This is a genomic window from Sphingobacterium sp. UBA6317 (genome assembly GCF_002440385.1).
Classification (GTDB): Bacteria; Bacteroidota; Bacteroidia; order Sphingobacteriales; family Sphingobacteriaceae; genus Sphingobacterium; species Sphingobacterium multivorum.
Window position 1 is genome coordinate 263432 of sequence record NZ_DJTD01000067.1, and the last position, 19543, is coordinate 282974.

The following is a 19543-nucleotide window of genomic DNA, read 5'->3' on the forward strand; positions in this document are numbered from 1 at the left end:
ACTTAGAGCTGTTGAATCACCATTCAACAGCTCTACTTTTTAAGATTAAACCGACAATGAGCTTATCAACACACGAAATTACCATTGCTAATGAGCTTTCTATTAGCGAAAAACAAGTTCGCACGACTATAGCACTATTAGACGAAGGTGCTACTGTTCCGTTTATCTCACGCTACCGTAAGGAAATGACGGGTAGTTTGGACGAAGTTCAAATCACCACGATCAGAGATCGTTTCCAGCAGCTGCGTGATTTAGATAAACGTAAAGAAGCTGTTCTTAAATCGATCAACGATCAGGGAAAATTGACACCGGAGCTTGAGCAGCAGCTTTTGGGTGCCGAAACCATGGCCAGTCTCGAAGATATCTATTTGCCTTACAAACCCAAGCGTAAAACTCGCGCCGGTGTGGCACGTGAAAAAGGTCTGCAACCTTTAGCGGATCTCATTTTAGCACAAGAAATAGGAGATTTCCTCCCCCTTGCCGACAGTTTAATAAATGAAGAAAAAGGCGTTAAGAATACAGAGGAGGCACTAGCAGGTGCCCGCGATATCATCGCAGAGATCATTGCGGAAGATGCGACAGTGAGAGCCAAAGCGAGAGCGATATTCCTCGAAAAAAGCACATTTGTTTCACGGGTAGTTCCTGGAAAGGAAGAAGCTGCACTAAAGTATAAAGATTATTACGAATGGTCTGAACCGTTGAAAAATGCACCTTCACATCGTGTGCTGGCCATGCGCCGCGGAGAAAAAGAGGAATTACTCTATTTAGATATCGATATCAATGAAGAAGAAATTCTACCAGGTATCGAATCCATCTATATTAAGGGTTCCAACGATGCCGCAGCTCAGGTAAAACTCGCCTTGGTCGATAGCTACAAGCGGCTGTTAAAACCTTCTATGGAGACGGAAATTCGTGTATTGACACGTCAAAAAGCCGATGAGGAAGCCATCAAAGTTTTTGCCGACAATGTGCGTCAACTACTTCTAGCCGCTCCACTAGGGCAGAAAAGGCTGCTCGCGATCGACCCAGGATTTCGTACAGGCTGTAAAACGGTTGTTCTGGACGAACAGGGACAGCTTAAAGAAAATACGGCCATCTTTCCGCATACAGGAGTCAATGGACTTGCAGAAGCAAAAAAAACAATTCAGTATCTAGTATCAAAATATGATATCCAAGCCATCGCAATCGGCAATGGGACCGCAGGTCGTGAAACGGAAGAATTTGTACGGAGACTCGGATTAAATAACGTTACCATCGTAATGGTCAATGAAAGTGGAGCCTCTATTTATTCGGCTTCCGAAACTGCCCGTGAAGAATTTCCAGATCAAGATGTTACGGTACGCGGCGCAGTATCTATTGGTAGACGGTTGATGGACCCATTGGCTGAACTGGTTAAGATTGATCCAAAATCGATCGGTGTCGGACAATATCAGCATGATGTAGATCAAAATAAACTCCAGACTTCATTGGATGATACGGTCATCAGTTGCGTAAATGCTGTCGGTGTCGAATTGAATACGGCCTCCAAACAAATTTTATCCTACGTTTCCGGTCTTGGTCCATCCCTGGCACAACAGATCATCAAATACCGGAATGAGAACGGTCCTTTTGCCTCCAGGCGCGAACTGAAAAAAGTTCCTCGCCTTGGCGATAAAGTCTTTGAACAAGCTGCAGGCTTTCTACGCATCCGCCATGCCGCAAACCCACTGGATTCGTCGGCGGTACACCCCGAGCGTTATGCATTGGTCGAACAAATGGCCAAAGACCTTGGCAAAAAAGTAGAAGATCTATTGACTGACGCTGACTTGCGAAAATCGATCCCTTTGAAAAACTATATCTCAGAGGAAGTTGGATTACCGACATTGAATGATATTCTCAATGAATTAGCGAAACCCGGATTAGATCCAAGGGAAAAGTTCGAAGCATTCTCATTCACAGATGGCGTCAATACCATTGGGGATTTAAAAGTGGGCATGAAGCTGCCAGGAATCGTGACGAATATTACAAATTTCGGAGCCTTTGTTGATATTGGCGTACATCAAGATGGCTTGGTACATCTAAGCCAATTATCGAATCGCTATATATCGGACCCCCATGAAGTCGTCAAAGTACAGCAACACGTCATGGTAACAGTAACAGAAGTAGACGAAAAGCGTAGTCGTATCGCATTGTCAATGAAAACAGATGAAAAGCCTGCGCTACCCAAAAACAAAAAAAATGAACCTAAAAAGCAGGCCGAGCCACAAACGGATATGGCCAGCAAGCTCGCTGCATTGGCGAGTAAGTTCAAATAGATAGTTGTAACATCCTATCGAAAAGCTGACCGTTCGCCGGACTGCCCCTCATAAAAGTGCTTAACATTTTTTGGCGGCGCTGCGGCGACTGGTCAGCTTTTTTTGATTCGATTAAATCCAATGTCCGTCATTCGTATCGCTGTTTTATTTTGTATCTTTAGAGGAAACAAGTTTAGACCCGTTATGAAAAATTGTACCTTACTATTCTTCCTATTTTTTGGAATTTATTTTTCTAAAATCCAGGCACAGCAACTTCACGACGGAGCCTATCTATACCAGGATGGCATCAATAAACACTTAATGCTCGTTAAAGATCATTATATCTCGTTTATAAGTTACGATGATGTCAGAAAACGTTTTCAACATACCTGGGGTGGGCCACTTGATAAACAGCCTAATCTGATCAATATCGCCATCGAGTATAATTCACAGGATTCATCTGCCATCGGCAAAACAACTCAATTGCCGTATCGGAGTGAAGCAGACTCCCTTCGCCTAAAAATAGCCAATAGCTATCATCTCTATATTAAACAGAAAAAAGTCCCGCAGGACCTGGACGCACTTTGGCGCATCACTGGTCGCCAACAAGGAGAAAAAATGCAGGATATTCCGAAAGCAGACCGCAAAACAATCAAAATATTGGTTGATGGCTATTTTCAATGGATAGCGATTAATCCTGCACAAAAAGGTTTCTATGGTACTGGCGGGGGCAATTATCAATACGATAACAATCGGTATACTGAAAAAATACAATTCTTTTCGAGAGACAATAATCGAGTTGGGCAAGAACTGGCCTTTGACGGTGAAATTGTAGATGGCAGATGGCAGCATAGAGGAAAAAGCTCGAAAGGAGACGATATTTATGAAATTTGGAGCAAAGAAATAACAGAATAAAAAAATATGACAATAGAAGAATTTCAATCACTTGAAAGTCCACTTCAGCATTGGACAGCGGTACAAAAGTCACTTTGGTATGATCTGAAAGGAAATTGGAAAACCGCGCACGACCTCATCGATCAATTGGGGGGAACTGACGCAGCACATGTTCATGCTTATTTACACCGCAAAGAAGGTGATCAATGGAATGCAGAATATTGGTATCGCCGCGCCAAACAAAATGTATACAGAGGCAATCTTGATGATGAGTGGAAAGAACTCTTCAAGTGTTACGTTGTGTAATAACAATTACCCTATTTTCGGACAGGGGCTGTTCTCTTTTATATACACATGCGGAAAGTTTGCCCAATAAAATAGGCGAAATTTTACCAAAAATTAACTCAATCCTTTTTCAAACTACTTAACATCTTTAAAAACATAAAAATATTACCAAATAAGATATAACATCAACTAAATCAAGTGATATTACGTAACAAAAATAACACAAAGAAAAATAGTATAAAACTAACGAGTAGAATGGCACAGATATTGAATATAGTCTACTATACTTGAGAAAGTATACTTTTCATAAATTTAGGTTAATAATTGGTTAGGTTAAACACTTGAAGTTCCCCACTTCAAGTGTTTTTTTTTAGCAAAAACTCAATCGAAGTAACATCAAATCCACTTCCCCATTCTTTTTTTAATTAGGACACTTTCCTTCATTAAAAGGTATATTAAAAATTTAAAACAATACATTGTATTACTATGTATTTTGTTATATATTTACTTCCATGAACAAAGAATTTATTGACAAATGGATTTCACAGCTAAAAAAAGGAAGTCTTTCTTTTGTTGTATTAGGTATTCTTGCCTATGATCAGGAATACTATGGCTACGATCTTATCCAGGAGGTCAAGAAGAAAACGGCCATTGATATTGCTGAAGGAACATTATACCCCTTATTGATCCGTTTAAAAAACGAAGGCCTGGTCGAATCGAACTGGGTGCCTCAGGAAACTGGGATTCCAAGAAAATATTATAAAATAACAAAGGAAGGCCAAAGTACTTTCTTAGAGATGAGAACGTACTGGACAAGCTTAAACCAACATTTAACCACTTTGACGCATGCATTATAACCAGATACCCTTTACAAATAGATCCTCAGCTCAGCTATATCAAGACTACATGTCAACAGCGACTGCTCTTGTAAAAAAATTAGCCTTGGAGCAAAGACAGGATATCTTATGTGAAATCAATAGCCACATATTTGAGGCATTGCAACAGCAGCTTCCCCCACAATTAATCCATGACGCCATGCCTAGTCAGCTCCAAGAAATCTTAGATAAACTCGGGTTACCAGAGACTTTTATCAAGGAAATGATTTTGTCAACGTCCATTGCCCCGTCAATAGAATCTCCTCGTAAATCCCTATCCTTATTACGAGTACCTATCATGCTCACACAAGGGATCATAAACATAATTTATTATATCATCTATACCCTGATGCTCATCGCCGTATTTCTCATCGTGGCCAAGTTTATTGATCCTCAGGGAGTCGGATTCTTCTATGCGCCCAACAAGTTTTTCATATTCGGCAAACTTATTTTACAGCACGAAGAAGCCCTACGTTACGAACAATTGGGCAATTATTTCATTCCGGCCTTTCTATTTATCATCAGTGGACTTTACTATTCCTCCACGTTAATTTTGAAACTCAAAAAATCTATTCCCCATAAATTATGAAAAGAACCACCGTATTATTGTTCCTCGTAGGAACCCTATCAAACCCCGTCCTCAAAGCCCAGGAATTCACTCCTGTTCGTATGGATAGTCTCATGTCCGTCATGGACAAAAATAACGTCTGGATGGGCAGTATTGCGATCAGCAAAGGTGATCAATTGCTTTATCAAAAGACAATTGGATATGCCGATCTGGCGCAGAAAAAGAAAGCGACCATAGATACCCGTTATGGCATAGGCTCGATCTCCAAAACATTCACCGCAACACTTGTTCTAAAAACAGCTGAACTTGGAAAACTCCAATTAAACCAAACATTGTCCGTATACGTTAAGGGTATTCCCAACGCCGAAAAGATTACTGTTCGTCAATTGTTAAATCACAGCAGCGGAGTTCACAGCATCACGGACGACAAAGATTATTTGACATGGAACACTAAACCGCAAACAGAACAGGAACTTGTCGCACGCATCATCAAAGGCAGAGTTGAATTTGACCCCGGCAGCAAGCATGTATATAGTAATTCAAACTACATTCTACTTACTTATATTCTGGAAAAAGTATGGAAAAAAGACTATGCTTCTTTATTGAAAGAGTATATCTGCCAGCCACTAAAGTTGGAACAAACCACATTTGGCCGTCCACAAAATAACGGCAGTGATCTGAGCGAATCTTATCGGTATACACAAGAATGGACCCTTGAACCACACACGGACAACTCAGTTCCGCTTGGTGCTGGCGCAGTGTGGTCAACTCCGGCAGACCTGGCCAGATTTTTCAATGCATTATTTAGCCATAAAATCATCAATGCTGCAAGCCTGGAAGAGATGAAAAAAATAGATCAGGGCTATGGGATCGGCTTATTCCAATTGCCCTTCTATGAACATGTAGGCTTTGGCCACACAGGCGGTATAGACGGTTACTCTTCTGTCGCTGGCCATTTTGATGATGGCAATTATAATGTCGCTATCATTAGTAATGCCAACAATTATACTAATAATGAAATTTTAAAGTTCAGTCTGGGCGAACTTTATAAAAGGCCCTTTCCACTTCCTGATCTTGCGGAATTACAATTGACGGAGGAAGAAATTTCAAGTCTCATTGGCGAATATAAAAGCGAGCAACCTCCTATTCAGATAAATATTACGAGAGAGGGCAACAAGGTATTTGGACAGGTCGTTGGTCAATCTTCATTTCAGCTAAAAGCGAAGGATAGAAACACGCTGGTCCAACCGCAATTTGGTGTAAAGATCGTCTTTGAACGTAACGAAAACAAAATGACACTCTATCAAAATGGACATACACTCGTTTTAAGGAAATAAGGAGATACTGCCGTTAACTACCGCAACGATTCATGGCCCTTATTCGGCACTATCTGAAATTTTTCATTAGGTAGTTATGAAGTTATATCGACATCCTCCATGCGGACCGATGCCCTCGTCATCACGCAATATCGCTAAAAGAGCTGTGGCTGAACTAAAACCACTGCTCTTTCAACTAACGTGTCTTACAGTTTTTCTAAATAGAAATCATCACCATACACAGTACCGCTCAAGGGTTTATAGAAATAGACCGTAGCCGTAGTATTATTGGCGCCAGTTGTAAAAGTAACCGAAGCATTGGAATAGCTGGTCGTACCAATAGTCGCATTGACTGCAGTTCCACCAAAGTTTTTGACGCCGATACTAACAGACTGGCCAGCTGTAGACACTTTGGCGTAGCCACCGAACCGATAGGTCGTATTTGGCGTTAAACCGGTCAGGTATTGTTCAATGGATGTCTCCCCGCCCGTTTCGCGGATGCATCTGCTTCCTGTCCGGGCGTCGGTGGAAACGACCGATGATCCGCCACCCCATGTTGTCCATGGATAGATGGTACCACTTTCGAAATCGCCATTGCTAAATAAAGGTAGCTTATACACACGTACATAATCAACCTGCATACTAAAGGGCAGGTCAGCATTTGTGATCGCTCCTGGCCATCCAGCTCCACCGGCCTGATTTAAAATCAGATAAAAAGGTACGTCAAATGGCCATTGTTGCGTTCCGCCACCAGAAACCCTTGCGTAGGTATATTGCAATACATTGTTGACGTAAAATCGAATGTCGTTTGGACTCCAGATCATCGTATATAAGTTGTAATCTGTCGTATTATAAGTGGCCGCTTTTGAAGCGGTGCTTCCACCATTTGCATTAGTAACCGAGCTATTATGGATCGTATGATACATCACACTTTCGTTGTTGACATGCTCCATAATATCAATTTCACCACAGGCTGGCCAGCCTCCATACGCCGTAGCCGGTTCGGGCATCATCCAAATCGCAGGCCAGGAGCCTCTTCCTTGTGTAAACTTAGCCCTCACTTCAACTTTACCATAAGTCATACTAAATTTTCCCATCGACTTAACTCCACCCGCATGATAGGCAACAGGATCTCCGGCTACAACCGCATTATCCATACGCAATACAAGATTGCTCCCGTCTTGGGATGCATAAGCCGGCAGGGAGGTCATATACTTATTCCATGCGACAGTGCCCCTGTCTGCATAAGACCATTTTGTGGAATCAAATCCCCCGTTACTATTAAACTCATCCGACCAGATCAGTTCGTAATCTGTTGTCGCTACGGCAGTAGCATTGAATAGCTTAGTCGAGGCCTTCGCCTTACTGACTTCCGGAATCGAAGTTTTTGTTGTTGTCGAGTCTTTTTTGCAGGCAAAAATAGACAGGCTAGTTGCGATTAGGCTCAACACCAGCCAAAATTTGGTTTTTCTCATTTAGTTTTGGATTATTGGTTTTAATTAAGTTATAGCGTTATTTGACAGCCTGTGGAGCAAGCTGCATTAGAAACGAAGATTCATTTTTTTCTTTCATTTCTTCCTTCCTGTTTTAACCAAAAGGAAGAAATGAAAGAAAATGTGTATTATTTCGATAACACGATGTGCCTGGTTATTTAAAATTTACTGGCAGAAAGACAATTTTGCTGTAATTCTCTTTTTCAAATAGAACACCGAGTTTATTTTTATTTAAAAGTACTAAATCGGAATAAGCAGCATAATCCCCTTTCACACCTTCGGGAGCTTTGGCAACGACCTGATTGAAATACCATGTTTTGCCCTGATCTTTACTTAAACGAACGGTTAGATTGTCCCTTCTATGGGTTGATGCAGCATTACAAACAGCCAATACATATTTTCCTTTCTTTTGCCAGGAAAGTACCGAGCCCTGGTTGACTGGATCGGCCAGATTTTTATCATAATAGGTTGTATCCCAACTGACACCACCATCACTGGAATAGGACACAATCCTCGATTTTACGTTACCTTGTTGATTACGGGAATTCATATACAGTCCTGTATGCGATATTTGCGCGGCCATGGTTTCATTTGATCCTTCAAATTTCACGCTCGCCCCTATCTTGAAGGTCTTTCCATGATCGTCCGAGTAATACGAATGCGCAAAATAGTCCTTGCCATTTTCTTTTGGATTTCCTTCAGAATGGTTAGCAGGAATATAAATGCGTCCTTTATACTTACCAGAATCAAATTGTAAAGCATGCCCGGGTGTATTCGCATAGGTTCGCCAATCGTCCTTAAAGGTATATTGCGCATTTACTGACGGTTGATTGGGGCGATGTGTCTCGAGCGTAATATTCTGTGGCTTGGACCATGTTTTACCGCCATCGGATGAACTAATTGACCAACATTCCCGCAGGCCACTCCCTTTGCGCACTTCTCCCTCATGATTATTCCCCGTATTGTAAAAAAGTAAGAGACGTCCTTGAGGATATGCTGGATCCAATAGATCAACTACAGGTGCTGGATTTCCCACCTGTAAATTATCGTTGTCCACAGCGACTTGCAATGGCCCCCAGGTCTTTCCATTATCCTTACTGGTTTTATAAACAATATCCACATTACCAAAATCGCCAGCATGATCCACCCGACCTTCGGCAAAAGCAATTAACTGTCCATTTTTATCCTTTACAATGGCAGGTATACGATAGCTTTTATAGCCCTCTTCGCCTGAAACAAACACATTCACTTCCTGTGCGTGGCAGATACTGGCTAACATTGCAAATACCACCATTGTCCCTAATTTCTTCATATCGATATAAGTTTATTGTTACTTTTCTTTAAAAATTTCATCTGCATTCATGCATTTAGATATACGATTTACTGCTCCCTTTCAATCGGGAGACAGGTAAACATCCATTTCAGTGGATTTTGCCAGTCTTTCCCTTGTAATTTCCCCACGGGCAGTTTGACTACAATGGTATTCCAGCCCTTGCGCAATTGAATCATCGTAGGACTTCGGTAACTGTATCCCTCATCAATTAAGGGGATTTCAAGGTCTCCCCTTTTACCCGCCTGTTGCCAATCTGGCGGAAGCACTTTATGTCCATTGACCCAAAGTGTGCTCATTCGATCGTCCCAGGTCCCCAAATGTGGTGAATCACTGGCATACGAACGCGAGAGATCATTAAAACCGATCCAAAAACCTTGGTTGCCCCCTTTTTCACTCCACACTTTGCTCAGGGCATACACGGTACTATTTTCAAGTGGACTGTCAATCGCCCCTTTAACAACATCAGCCCACCAATGGCGCAATACAATGGTACCTCCGTAAAACTCGCCGATCTTTTTCAAAGCGTTAAAATCTCCTGTAGCTTCATTTTTTAAGGCCATACCCAGATCGCCTTTATTTTCCACAGGCCCGTATAATATCCATTTTTGCCTACTTTGTTGGTGGTAGGGAAAGATAAGACCATTAAAATACAGTTGTTTATGTGTAAGTAAACGCTTTTCAAATTCGACAAAATCAGCCAATCCTTTCACATCCGTTTTGATATTACTACGCCATGCAAAATCCCCTCCCCCTCGCCAGCTGCGCTCCGCAAATGTCAATAAAGCGGGGTAAACTCCATTTTGACGAAATAGATCGTTTTCATTCTTCACCGCGCGATCGGGCCATGAACATAGCGTAGCACCCATTAACTTTTCATTTTCTGCAGACTGTCCGCCCAACTGCCTATAGAACAAGGTCGTCACCGTTTCTAAAGGATCCATGTGATTGATGTACAAGTGCTTTGAATCAATGACTTCAAAAGGCGAATCATTGGTAATAGCTTTTGGGCCACCCATCCAAAGCTGCCGGATTGTGTTTGGCTGCAAATTGCCGCCGGGTTCCCAACCAATAGTTTTTAGACCCAAATCCTCCGTCCATGTTGTCATCATCGGTAAAAATTCTTGATTATGAATTTTCACCTCATCCCCCCCAATATGCAGATAAGGTAGTCCTGGATAAGTGTTTGCAAATTCCTTAACCAGTTCCTTGAGGATAGCTATGCCGCTATCACTCTGCATATCAGTTTTAAAATAACGGCGAAATGCTGCTGAATGTCCCGGCATATCAATTTCGGGTACAAGTTGGATATGCCGATCACAACAATACCGAATTAGTTCTTGCATTTCCTCAACGGTATAATACTTTCCCTTCCAACGCTCCATATTCGTCGAGTCGGTCAAACCGGGATATTTTTTGCTGATCAGTCGCCAAGCAATATCCTCAGTGAAATGAAAGTGAAAAATATTCAGTTTATAGCGCGCCATGATATCGATCTGCTCTTTTAGCACATCCATTGACTGAAAATTTCGTCCGACGTCTACCAAGTAACCGCGCCAGCGAAAGGAAGGATAATCGGTAATGGAGCAATAGGGCAACTTGCCATCACTGCCTCTGAGTTGACCCAGAGTTTGTAAGGCATAAAAAACACCGGCACTCGTTCTGGCTTCGATCTGTATTCCCTGTTCATCTACGTCGATCCGATAAGCCTCCAATGATGCCGAAGGTAAAACCAATTGGTGATCACAAACAATGGTGATATTTTTATTCTTGAAGTTGTCGAAAATAACCTGAGTTACATTCCAATCTTTCAACAAGAGGCTTAACATCTGCCTATCAGCATTTTCAACCTCCCCTTTGATATGCACATGGACAAGATCCGGTAAACAATAACGCCCTGTTTTCCAGCTCACAGCATGGGGCATAGGAAGCAAAGGAGGTTTGATTGAATCCGGTAGACAGCATAAAGGACTGATTAAAATAAGAATAACCAGCAGACCGGATAGCAATGTACATGTAATGGACTTTTGGTGCTCCATAATCTTCTACTTAAGAGAATTAAATTCCTTTAAAGTTTGCATACAATACCATTCTTGGCGAGGGAGATGGAAAGGACCTTTAAACAAATTCCCTTTTGCGGTTTGGGCAATCTTCCCATCACGATGGAGGTAACCATACCACTCACCATTGATTTTATCGTGAAAATGATCATAGGCATACTGATTGATCTGCTGATGCCAATTTTTATATTTCTCATTCCCAGTCATCAGGTAAGCGAGTAATGTTGCGATAATCGTTTCATTCTGCGGCCACCAAAATTTCATATCTTGCCAATATTCTTGTACTGGCTTTCCATAGACATCTTGAAAATAGAGTATACCACCATATTCTTTATCCCAGCCCCGTTCCCACATATAATCCAACATACGACAGCCTAGATCAATCAAATGCGGATCGTTTCCCCGGGATCTAGCTTCATGTAGGATAAACCAAGCTCCTTCGATAGCATGTCCGGGATTGAGTGTACGACCGTCAATATGATCGACAATTTCACCTTCAGGTCCTACTTGTTCCATCACGCAGCGAATATCGTCCTTAACAAAATCACGTTCAATCTGTGCGATACAATCACTGATGACACGATCACAACGCGGATCCCCAATGGTCTCACGAATCTGCTGTGCCGTATTGATCATAATCATCGGCACACCTATTCCCTTCATTGGCCTTGTGGCTTCATACTTTGGTTCGATCAATTTTTCTCCATTTGCATACGCGAGGCAAATTCCCAACAGATGTCGTGCTTCATCTGCTATCTCCTCGTCTCCAGTCGCTTTTGCATAGGCTGCAAAGGCGATTGCCGCGAAAGTCTCCGAAAAGAAATAGCGACGCATACGAATAGGATCGCCTAGGCGGTCAACATGAAAATACATTTTTCCATTAGCGTCAAAACAATGCTCTTTCAAAAATTCATAGCCGATTCGGGCTCCTTCCAGCCATTCCTCTTTCTGTTCAACCGTATTGTAAAGTGTGGCCAGCAACCAGCATGCCCTTCCCTGTATCCATACGGCTTTATCGGTATCTATCAAAGTCCCATCCTGATCGCGCATGAACAAATATCCGCCATATTCATGGTCAATGGACCGTGGAAACCAAAATGGTACAGTGTCTTTTAAAAGCTGATCACGATAGAATACTTCCAAATCCTTCAAGTAATCCCTGTCTATTATTTTTGCGGTATCTTTTATACTTATCTGTTTCATGTGTTTTACTACTTACATCAATTCATTTCTATTTATTGAATCTTCAAAGCGAAAGTGGATACCGGTGTTCCAATTTCATTTTGAAGATTTGCTCTACTGAATGGTTCGAATCCATACAGGATTTTGGTGATTTGGAAATTCGGTTTAACGATCTCGATGGTATTATCCGATACGATATTTGTGCTTACATTGAAAATCCTTCCTTTATTGTCCATCAGCTGAAATCCTCTTACCGCTGTATTTTCCTGAGTTTTTAATTTTTTACAATGATCAAATATCAATACCAGCTTATCCTTATGAAGTGTACAACTGACCGGATCAGGATGATCGGCATTCAGTTCAACGTTATACAAGTGTTCCTGCACTAAATTTGCCAAGCGCTGGCCTACTGTAATCTTTTCACGGGGATGTACATCCAAAGAATCTCCTACATCGAGCGTTACGGCCATGTATGTACCTTTAATGCCCTTCTCCAATAAGCGTTGTGCGTTTCTAAAATCTCCCCATGAAGGCCTGTCTATACTGGAGAGCTGCGCGAAGAAAAAGGGCAGTTCTTGGTGAAAATTCTTCCGCCAGGAAGAAACCAATGTTTTAAAAAGACGTTCGTAAAGTTCTATATTATGCGCATTGCTTTCACCTTGATACCACAGTATTCCTTTCAACCCGGTGTTTAACCATTTGCTGACGCCAGCTTCAAAATTGTAAGCTGGTTGATACGGATGACGTTGATTTTTCACGTTCGAACCAGCGAGATTCTGACCCGCACGTTCCCGACAGAACTCCTGCACAAAATCAGATTTTTGCCAGTTATGAATATAAGAAGCCAGCAAATCATCGTTTTCCAATGATTTACGGTCAATCCACGATTCGGTATTGGATCCACCGACAGACAGATCAATAATGCCAATCGGAATATGTTGTTCTCTGGCTATTTGTTCAGCAAAAGCATAAGCAACTGCAGAGAACTGTGCTGCTTCATCTTCATTCGCTTGCCTCCAGCTGCCGTTGAAATAGGCCAAATCGTTTACTTTTTTTAAGCTCGCGGTATCCCATGCAACGGCATTGGTCTCCACAAGATTTTGACATTTAAAAAGCCGCAGATGCTGTATTCTGCCGGCATTTCTGATCAACGAATCACTGTTTGTGGCACGGCGAAGTTGAAAAGCCATATTCGATTGTCCCGAAGCGAGATATACATCGCCAAAAAGAATATTTTTCAACACTACTTTCTGTCTGCCAGAACTCACTGCGATTTCATAAGGTCCCCCAGCTTCCATTTTGGGCAACTTGATTTCCCAGGAACCATCAGGATTGCCCCTAGTCTTATAGCTTTTCTTATTGAAAACGATGTTGATCTCAGCGGCAGCAGTGCCCTTACCAAAGATGCTATTCTCCCAATTACGCTGGAGCACCATATCCGAACCGATGGTTTCGGCCACTTGTAGTTTTTGGCTAAGAGGTACCAGTGCATTAGCCACCTGTCTCGCAATCATTGTTGCTCCTTGCTTATTTGGATGCAAGTAGTCGTCGAAAAGATCTATTCGATACCGAAGCGGGGTGTTGAGATCAATCAGTCCGACTTGATTATTTTGAGCAATCTGAGGAATCAATTCCTGAATCTGGTTGTACCAATCGCGGGTTCCTGAGAGAAAACGCGGATGACCGCTAAAGATAGGCGTCAATCGACAGATGTAAATTTGCATTTTGGGATTAACGGATCGTATGGAATCAATCAAATCCGCGTAATCTGATGCAAAGGAGTATTTATAATTTGGCCAGTTTCTCGGATCGGTATCATTGATTCCCAAATGTATAATGGCAACATCGGGTTTAAAATCCAAGGCCTTCTTGTATTCCTCTGTTTTAAAATAAGGTCTATGCCCCTTACGTAAAAGAGTGGCTCCTGAATGGCCAAAATTCCGTACTTCAAACCGCTGGCCCAACAATGACTGAAGCTGCCCTGGATAAGAATCCAGCCTAGGATTGCCGAGGTCATAACCAAAGGTTACGGAGTTACCAATACAAGCTACCTTTGTCCGGGGCTGTCCCAAGGAAATTAAGATGGAAAGGATCAAACAAAAAAGTAGGCCTCCTTTTTTTGAAATACTGATAGGCATTATGTGGATGAAGGGTTTCATATTCATGATCTATTCATTCAGGATATAGCTGCGGTTACTTTTCCAGTGTTTTCGGTTTAAGAAATAGGATTTGCAAGAGAAGTGCTAACAGTACCGCAGCCCCCAATAATGCAAAACCTAACCCAAAATGGCCTTCATCCTTAAATCTTCCCAGCCATTGTGTGATGACAGCTCCAGCAAATACACCTACCATATTCATAAAGCCATAAGCGGTTGCCCGCAAATTTTTGGGAACAACCTGACAAAGAATAGGCATATTGTTGGCATCGAAAATACCAAAACCAATTCCAAAACAGACTGCCGCCCCCACAACTGCAGGTAGAGTCTGACCTAACCCTAAAAACAATAAAGCCGGTATAGTCAGTCCAAGGCCAATGGCACTGGTATAGATGCGACCGCGGATATGTTTTTGCACCCATCTGTCACTGAGTATTCCGCCGACGATAACCCCGATAAAGGATGAGATCGCAATTGTGATTGTCGACAATGGACCTGCGCTGGCCATTGGAATATTTAGGCTATCTGCAAACAATGTTGGCAGCCAATTTTTGATGGCCCAACCCGGTAAGCTTGGAGCGGCGAAATAAAACAATAGAATCCAGAATGCTACATTGGAAAATAGCAGCAGTAAGCTTTTAAAGAGGGGTAATTGATCTTCTGAAGTACGCTCATCAGTTGACGGTTCGTGCTTCTTCTCCAGGAGCAAGACTGCAAGTAGGAGGGCATAACATATTCCGATAATTCCAAACCAATGAAAAGCAGTATGCCATCCTTTTGAAGCGGCTAATGTTGCACCAAAACCGCCTAAAGCCTGCCCCGTATAGAGTCCTGTCATATGTAGCCCAATGGCCAGCGATCGATTTTTTCCAGTATGGTAATCGGCGATCAAGGAAAGGGCTGTCGGGATATACAGCGCTTCACTAAACCCCATAATAGCCCGTAGTACCAATAGTGTTGTGTAATCGTGCGCCAGCCCCATACCATAAGTTACCGCTGACCAAACAAAAAGACTACCTACGATCAGCCATTTTCTATTGCTACGATCGGCAACGATACCCGCTATCGGACTCATAAGACCATAGATGTAAAGAAATACGGCCATCAATACACCAAAAGTCTCAGCACGCTGCAACTGTGGAATATCGACCTGCATGGCTTCACGCATAGTTGATAGCATCTGCCGGTCCATATAATTCAACAGGGCTACCCCCCAAAGGAGTGCTACAACGAGCCACGGGTAAAAAGATTTATGTCGTAAAGAAGAGATCATCTTAAGCTTTATCAGGGTTATATGAATTTTTTATATCTTATTTTTTCAATCCTATTTATTAGAAAATGTTGCTACTAAAATCTCAGGAGTACGAACGCCTGCCTTAATTTCGCCGCTAGGCAAAATGATCATGTCGTCCCAGACCACCGCTGTCGTGGTCACCGGCCCATCCGATGGCAGATCCGCCATCCGGCTCCATTTTTTAAGATTCAAATCATAGCGCCATATTGCTCTACCGAAACCAGGATGATTGATTTGCAATTTGTTTTTAGCATCAATAAGTTGCTGTCTCTTCGATGGATTCGCTTCCTTTTTAGCGTCAAAGATCAACGATTCCACCCGATGGAAGGTATCACCCCGATCTGCGCTCAGCAACCATATTCCTTGGTCGGGTAATAAACATGCGGTTCCTGCCGCAGCAGGAAAAGGAATGTCTGCCTGTTTAGACCAGGTACGACCATCATCGGTAGAGCACCATAGTTCATGGTATAACGTTGAAGGGCTCTCAGGATGAGCCTTTCTTCCACCCAGTAGATAAAGATTATTTTGGCTATCAGACAACAATTGTAAATGGGAGACGGCATAGGGTAATTTTCCCACACAGCCCCATCCTTTTTCAAGATGCGCCAGATCCAATTGCAAAACTTGGTCCGATACCGTATCCTGCTTTTCACCACCGACGATGACGAGTTTATTCCCATGAACTACCGCTCCCATATTGGCAAGCGGAAATGGGAGATCCGGAAAGTCTGACACCGAAATTTTCTTGTTAGAGCCATCGTATTTAATTAGTCGACAAGCGGCTGTTTTTCCTTCAAGAGTCTCTCCACCGATAACCAGCAATCCATCGGGTAGACTCAGGCTGGCAGCGTATGCAACCGCCATAGAAAGACTATCCTGCGCTGCTAAACGTAGTCTTACCCCTTCTTTTCTGTAAATAAATACTTCTTTTTGGATCTCTTTCGCACCGCCTTCCCAGGGTGGTAAATGCGGAAAATTCGCTCCACCGGCAATCAGAAGACAATCGCCTGTGACACCAGCTATTGGTCCTGCCAAACCAATATGCGCCTTTCCATCTTGCATAGCCGGCAACGTAATGCCTTTATGCCATTCCAATTGACCGACTTGTGCATCAACAGCTCCTGTAAACAGTATTCCCACGATAACTCCCATCCAATGTTGTTTTGTCATATCTATTTATTGTTGAACATACTCGCCAAGCTATTCTTAGTTATCTCCTGAGGGAAACACGTTAGCCCACAAGAACAAGTGAGCTAACTTAATGCGCAAAAACCCTGAAAGCCAACTTTCACCGCATCTTCCGTAAACAGTTCAAACTGCTCAACAGACATATTTTTCACGGGCAATCTAAATGCTCCGCAGTCAAGCCCAATTAATTTCATATACGCTTTCCCTACTGAAATACCACCATACTTCCCTAACAACGTGATCATATCGATAGATTGCTGCTGCAAAGCATTAGCTTTTTCAAGCTCTCCCTTATCATAAGCCTCCATAAGTGCAAGGTATAAAGGTGCTGCGTAGTTATAGGTACTTCCGACCGCTCCTTTGTTACCTAATACCAAAGCGGACAGCATATTCTCATCTCTTCCCCATAACATATCATACTTGCGATCTGCATAATTCATACAGCTTAGAAAATCCATAAAATCTTCGTGTGTATATTTGATTCCCTTAAAATTGGGTATCACCCCATCAATCTGCTTCAACAGGTCGATCATCTGGAAATTTCCGCCGGTCAATACAGGAATATGATAATAATAGAAAGCCGTATTCGGTGCCGCACGTGCAATTTCCACACAACATTTTGCCAATTGATCCACATTAGCAGGTTTGAAATAAGATGGTGCAGTAAATGACACGACATCGACCCCTGCTTGTTCGGCCAGCCTAGCCAATTGTTGGCATTCTTTGATATTTGTTCCGCCCAGAAGCATCATGAGTGTAAATGCATCATCCTCTTTTGTCAATCTGGCCCAAGCTGTCATCACTGCAACTTTTTCCTCAAAAGTCAACGACACCCCTTCTCCGGTAGAGCCACAAATAAAGGCTCCCGTGACGCGGTTGCGCTTTAACATCGCATAGTATTGCGGAATCAGCTCAAGATTCAATTCTCCGTTTTCATCGAAAGGAGTAAATGGCGCTGCAATTAATCCTGAGATTTTTTGATTTAGCATATGGTATTTTATATAAAAAGTTAACAATATCCTGTCTCAATCCCACGCGAAGGTCTGAGACAGGATATTCGTTTTTAGGTTCCCTTATAACCTGGATTTTGCTGATCATTTAATTTGGGATCTACAGTAAGTGTCCCCAAGTCTATTGGCCATAAGATTTTATGTTTCTGACCATCAATATTGTTCAATACGCCGACTAAGTTCAAATCTTTACGAAACACCAATGGTTTTCCAGCAGAATCCTGCATGCGTCGCAAATCGAACCATCGCTTGCCCTCGGACACAAATTCCTTTGTACGTTCATAGAAGATCGCTAATTCGTTTGCCTCAAAACTGCTATTTATAAACAAAGGTGCTTTTCCAGCGTATGCCCGATTACGTACAGCCATGATTTCAGCAGTTGGATCCTCTCCCAATTTATTCTTAATTTCCGCCAACAATAAATAGGCCTCCGATAGACGATAAACAGGATAATCATCAGAATAGTTACGAACGCCGTCTATCAAAGTTCCCAAGAATTTTCTAAATACTATAGCAGATGTATTTCCTTTATTAAAATTAAGGAATGTTGCATTTGCCCTCGTATCAGCCTTTTCATATAATCTGTAGAGGTCCATTTTATACTCGTAACGGATCAAACCCGTGGATCCAGCCTGAAGAGGATCTTTTGGAATTGCCTGCCCATTATCATCTACATAGCCTGTGATATCATCACTTGCCGCATAAATGAAATTACTGAAAAATGAAGTCGCTTCTCCATTTAGGTAACGAAGTACAAAGATCATTTCAGCATTACCTTTCATCGCTGGTACACTGGCAGATTTAAAGGCCTCTGCAAAATTGCTGACAAGCGTATATTTAGGAATTACTTCTTCTATAGCGGCTTTTGCAAGTTTTAATTCCGCAAGACTATTCTCTGGGGCCTTTCCATCCACATCAACTTTGGCCGACCATAAATATACCTCCGTTTTTAACATTTTTGTTGCCGACAAAGACCATTGTGCTTTTTGATTTTTAGTCTCGTAGTTTCCTGAAAACGATTTTTCCGATTTATCAACTTCCGATTTGATAAAGTCTAAGGTTTCTTTTTCCGTTTCTGTTCGCGCCTTATATGCTTCTTCTGCCGAGGTCGGGGTATTAATTGCTGCTTGTGGTTCTGTCACCAAAGGCACCCGGCCATAAGTTCTAAACAAATAGAAATAATAAAAAGCACGCAGTCCGTAGGCTTGCCCCAAATAGTAGCCCTTTTGCAGATCTGTCAAATAATCGGCTTTCTCAACCTGATAAATAAAATTGTTTACCTGAAAAATTGGCGCGTACAATCCAGCCCAGCCCGATATGCCAGGAGAACTTTCACGAATATCCTGTGTAATTATCCCTGCTGAGTTCAATGATGCTGTTCCTGTAAAACTGGTACCATCTCTTAAGGTTCCCCCACGCAGTTCACCCAAATTCCATAAGTTTTGCTGTTGTCCACGTAACTGGGTGTGGAGTCCCAACATAGCACCAGCAACCTGCTCGTTGCTTTTCCAGAAACTGCCGCTGGCAAAGTAATCCTCGGGACTAAGGTCTAAGTCAATTTCTTTGCAAGAAGAAAACAGAAAAACTGCAAGACCTATATATATAAATATCTTTTTCAT

General features: G+C 42.2%; 15 protein-coding genes. 6 read left to right on the forward strand and 9 right to left on the reverse strand.

From position 1 onward, the window contains the following. Positions 1-56 precede the first annotated feature (56 nt). The 6 genes from B3E92_RS22705 (at position 57) to B3E92_RS22730 (ending at position 6232) form a co-directional block, all read left to right on the forward strand. A complete protein-coding gene (locus tag B3E92_RS22705) occupies positions 57-2294 on the forward strand; it encodes a Tex family protein (RefSeq protein WP_070564883.1) in 2238 nt (745 codons plus the stop codon). A gap of 183 nt (positions 2295-2477) precedes the next feature. Further along, positions 2478-3188 carry a hypothetical protein gene (locus tag B3E92_RS22710; protein ID WP_070564880.1) on the forward strand — a complete coding sequence of 237 codons (711 nt, stop codon included), beginning with the start codon at positions 2478-2480 and terminating at the stop codon, positions 3186-3188. 6 nt (positions 3189-3194) lie between these two features. Next, the gene (locus tag B3E92_RS22715; RefSeq protein WP_070564877.1) at positions 3195-3473 is read left to right on the forward strand and encodes a hypothetical protein; all 279 of its coding nucleotides are present in this window, start codon (positions 3195-3197) and stop codon (positions 3471-3473) included. Positions 3474-3964: 491 nt separating this feature from the next. Next, on the forward strand, positions 3965-4309 hold the full coding sequence (locus B3E92_RS22720; protein WP_070564875.1) for a PadR family transcriptional regulator: 345 nt from the start codon (positions 3965-3967) through the stop codon (positions 4307-4309). 49 nt (positions 4310-4358) lie between these two features. After that, the gene (locus tag B3E92_RS22725; RefSeq protein WP_139144957.1) at positions 4359-4916 is read left to right on the forward strand and encodes a hypothetical protein; all 558 of its coding nucleotides are present in this window, start codon (positions 4359-4361) and stop codon (positions 4914-4916) included. Beyond that, complete coding sequence (locus tag B3E92_RS22730) at positions 4913-6232, forward strand: serine hydrolase domain-containing protein (protein ID WP_070564868.1); 1320 nt, start codon at positions 4913-4915, stop codon at positions 6230-6232. Before B3E92_RS22725 ends, B3E92_RS22730 begins: the two co-directional genes overlap by 4 nt. A 185-nt stretch (positions 6233-6417) precedes the next feature. On the opposite strand, the gene B3E92_RS22735 is transcribed toward B3E92_RS22730, so the two are convergent. The 9 genes from B3E92_RS22735 to B3E92_RS22775 all read right to left on the reverse strand — a co-directional run bounded on the left by B3E92_RS22735 (position 6418) and on the right by B3E92_RS22775 (position 19543). Next, on the reverse strand, positions 6418-7686 hold the full coding sequence (locus tag B3E92_RS22735) for a family 16 glycosylhydrolase (protein WP_070564865.1): 1269 nt from the start codon (positions 7684-7686) through the stop codon (positions 6418-6420). A 172-nt stretch (positions 7687-7858) separates the two neighbouring features. Continuing rightward, positions 7859-9016, reverse strand: a complete 1158-nt coding sequence (locus B3E92_RS22740; RefSeq protein WP_070564862.1) for a sialidase family protein — start codon at positions 9014-9016, stop codon at positions 7859-7861. A gap of 68 nt (positions 9017-9084) precedes the next feature. Next, positions 9085-11073, reverse strand: coding sequence for a family 20 glycosylhydrolase (locus tag B3E92_RS22745; RefSeq protein ID WP_070564860.1), 1989 nt, complete (start codon positions 11071-11073; stop codon positions 9085-9087). Positions 11074-11079: 6 nt separating this feature from the next. Continuing rightward, positions 11080-12297 (reverse strand): AGE family epimerase/isomerase, encoded by a 1218-nt coding sequence (locus B3E92_RS22750; protein WP_083295890.1) that lies wholly within the window; start codon positions 12295-12297, stop codon positions 11080-11082. 32 nt (positions 12298-12329) lie between these two features. Next, entirely contained in the window at positions 12330-14441 is a 2112-nt protein-coding gene (locus tag B3E92_RS22755; RefSeq protein WP_083295889.1) for a GDSL-type esterase/lipase family protein, read from the reverse strand. Between the two features lie 28 nt (positions 14442-14469). After that, positions 14470-15705, reverse strand: a complete 1236-nt coding sequence (locus B3E92_RS22760; protein WP_070564857.1) for an MFS transporter — start codon at positions 15703-15705, stop codon at positions 14470-14472. Between the two features lie 51 nt (positions 15706-15756). Further along, on the reverse strand, positions 15757-16896 hold the full coding sequence (locus B3E92_RS22765) for a hypothetical protein (RefSeq protein WP_070564854.1): 1140 nt from the start codon (positions 16894-16896) through the stop codon (positions 15757-15759). 83 nt (positions 16897-16979) lie between these two features. Next, the gene (locus tag B3E92_RS22770; RefSeq protein ID WP_070564851.1) at positions 16980-17903 is read right to left on the reverse strand and encodes a dihydrodipicolinate synthase family protein; all 924 of its coding nucleotides are present in this window, start codon (positions 17901-17903) and stop codon (positions 16980-16982) included. Between the two features lie 74 nt (positions 17904-17977). Continuing rightward, positions 17978-19543: a RagB/SusD family nutrient uptake outer membrane protein gene (locus tag B3E92_RS22775; RefSeq protein ID WP_070564848.1), complete on the reverse strand. Its 1566-nt coding sequence runs from the start codon at positions 19541-19543 to the stop codon at positions 17978-17980.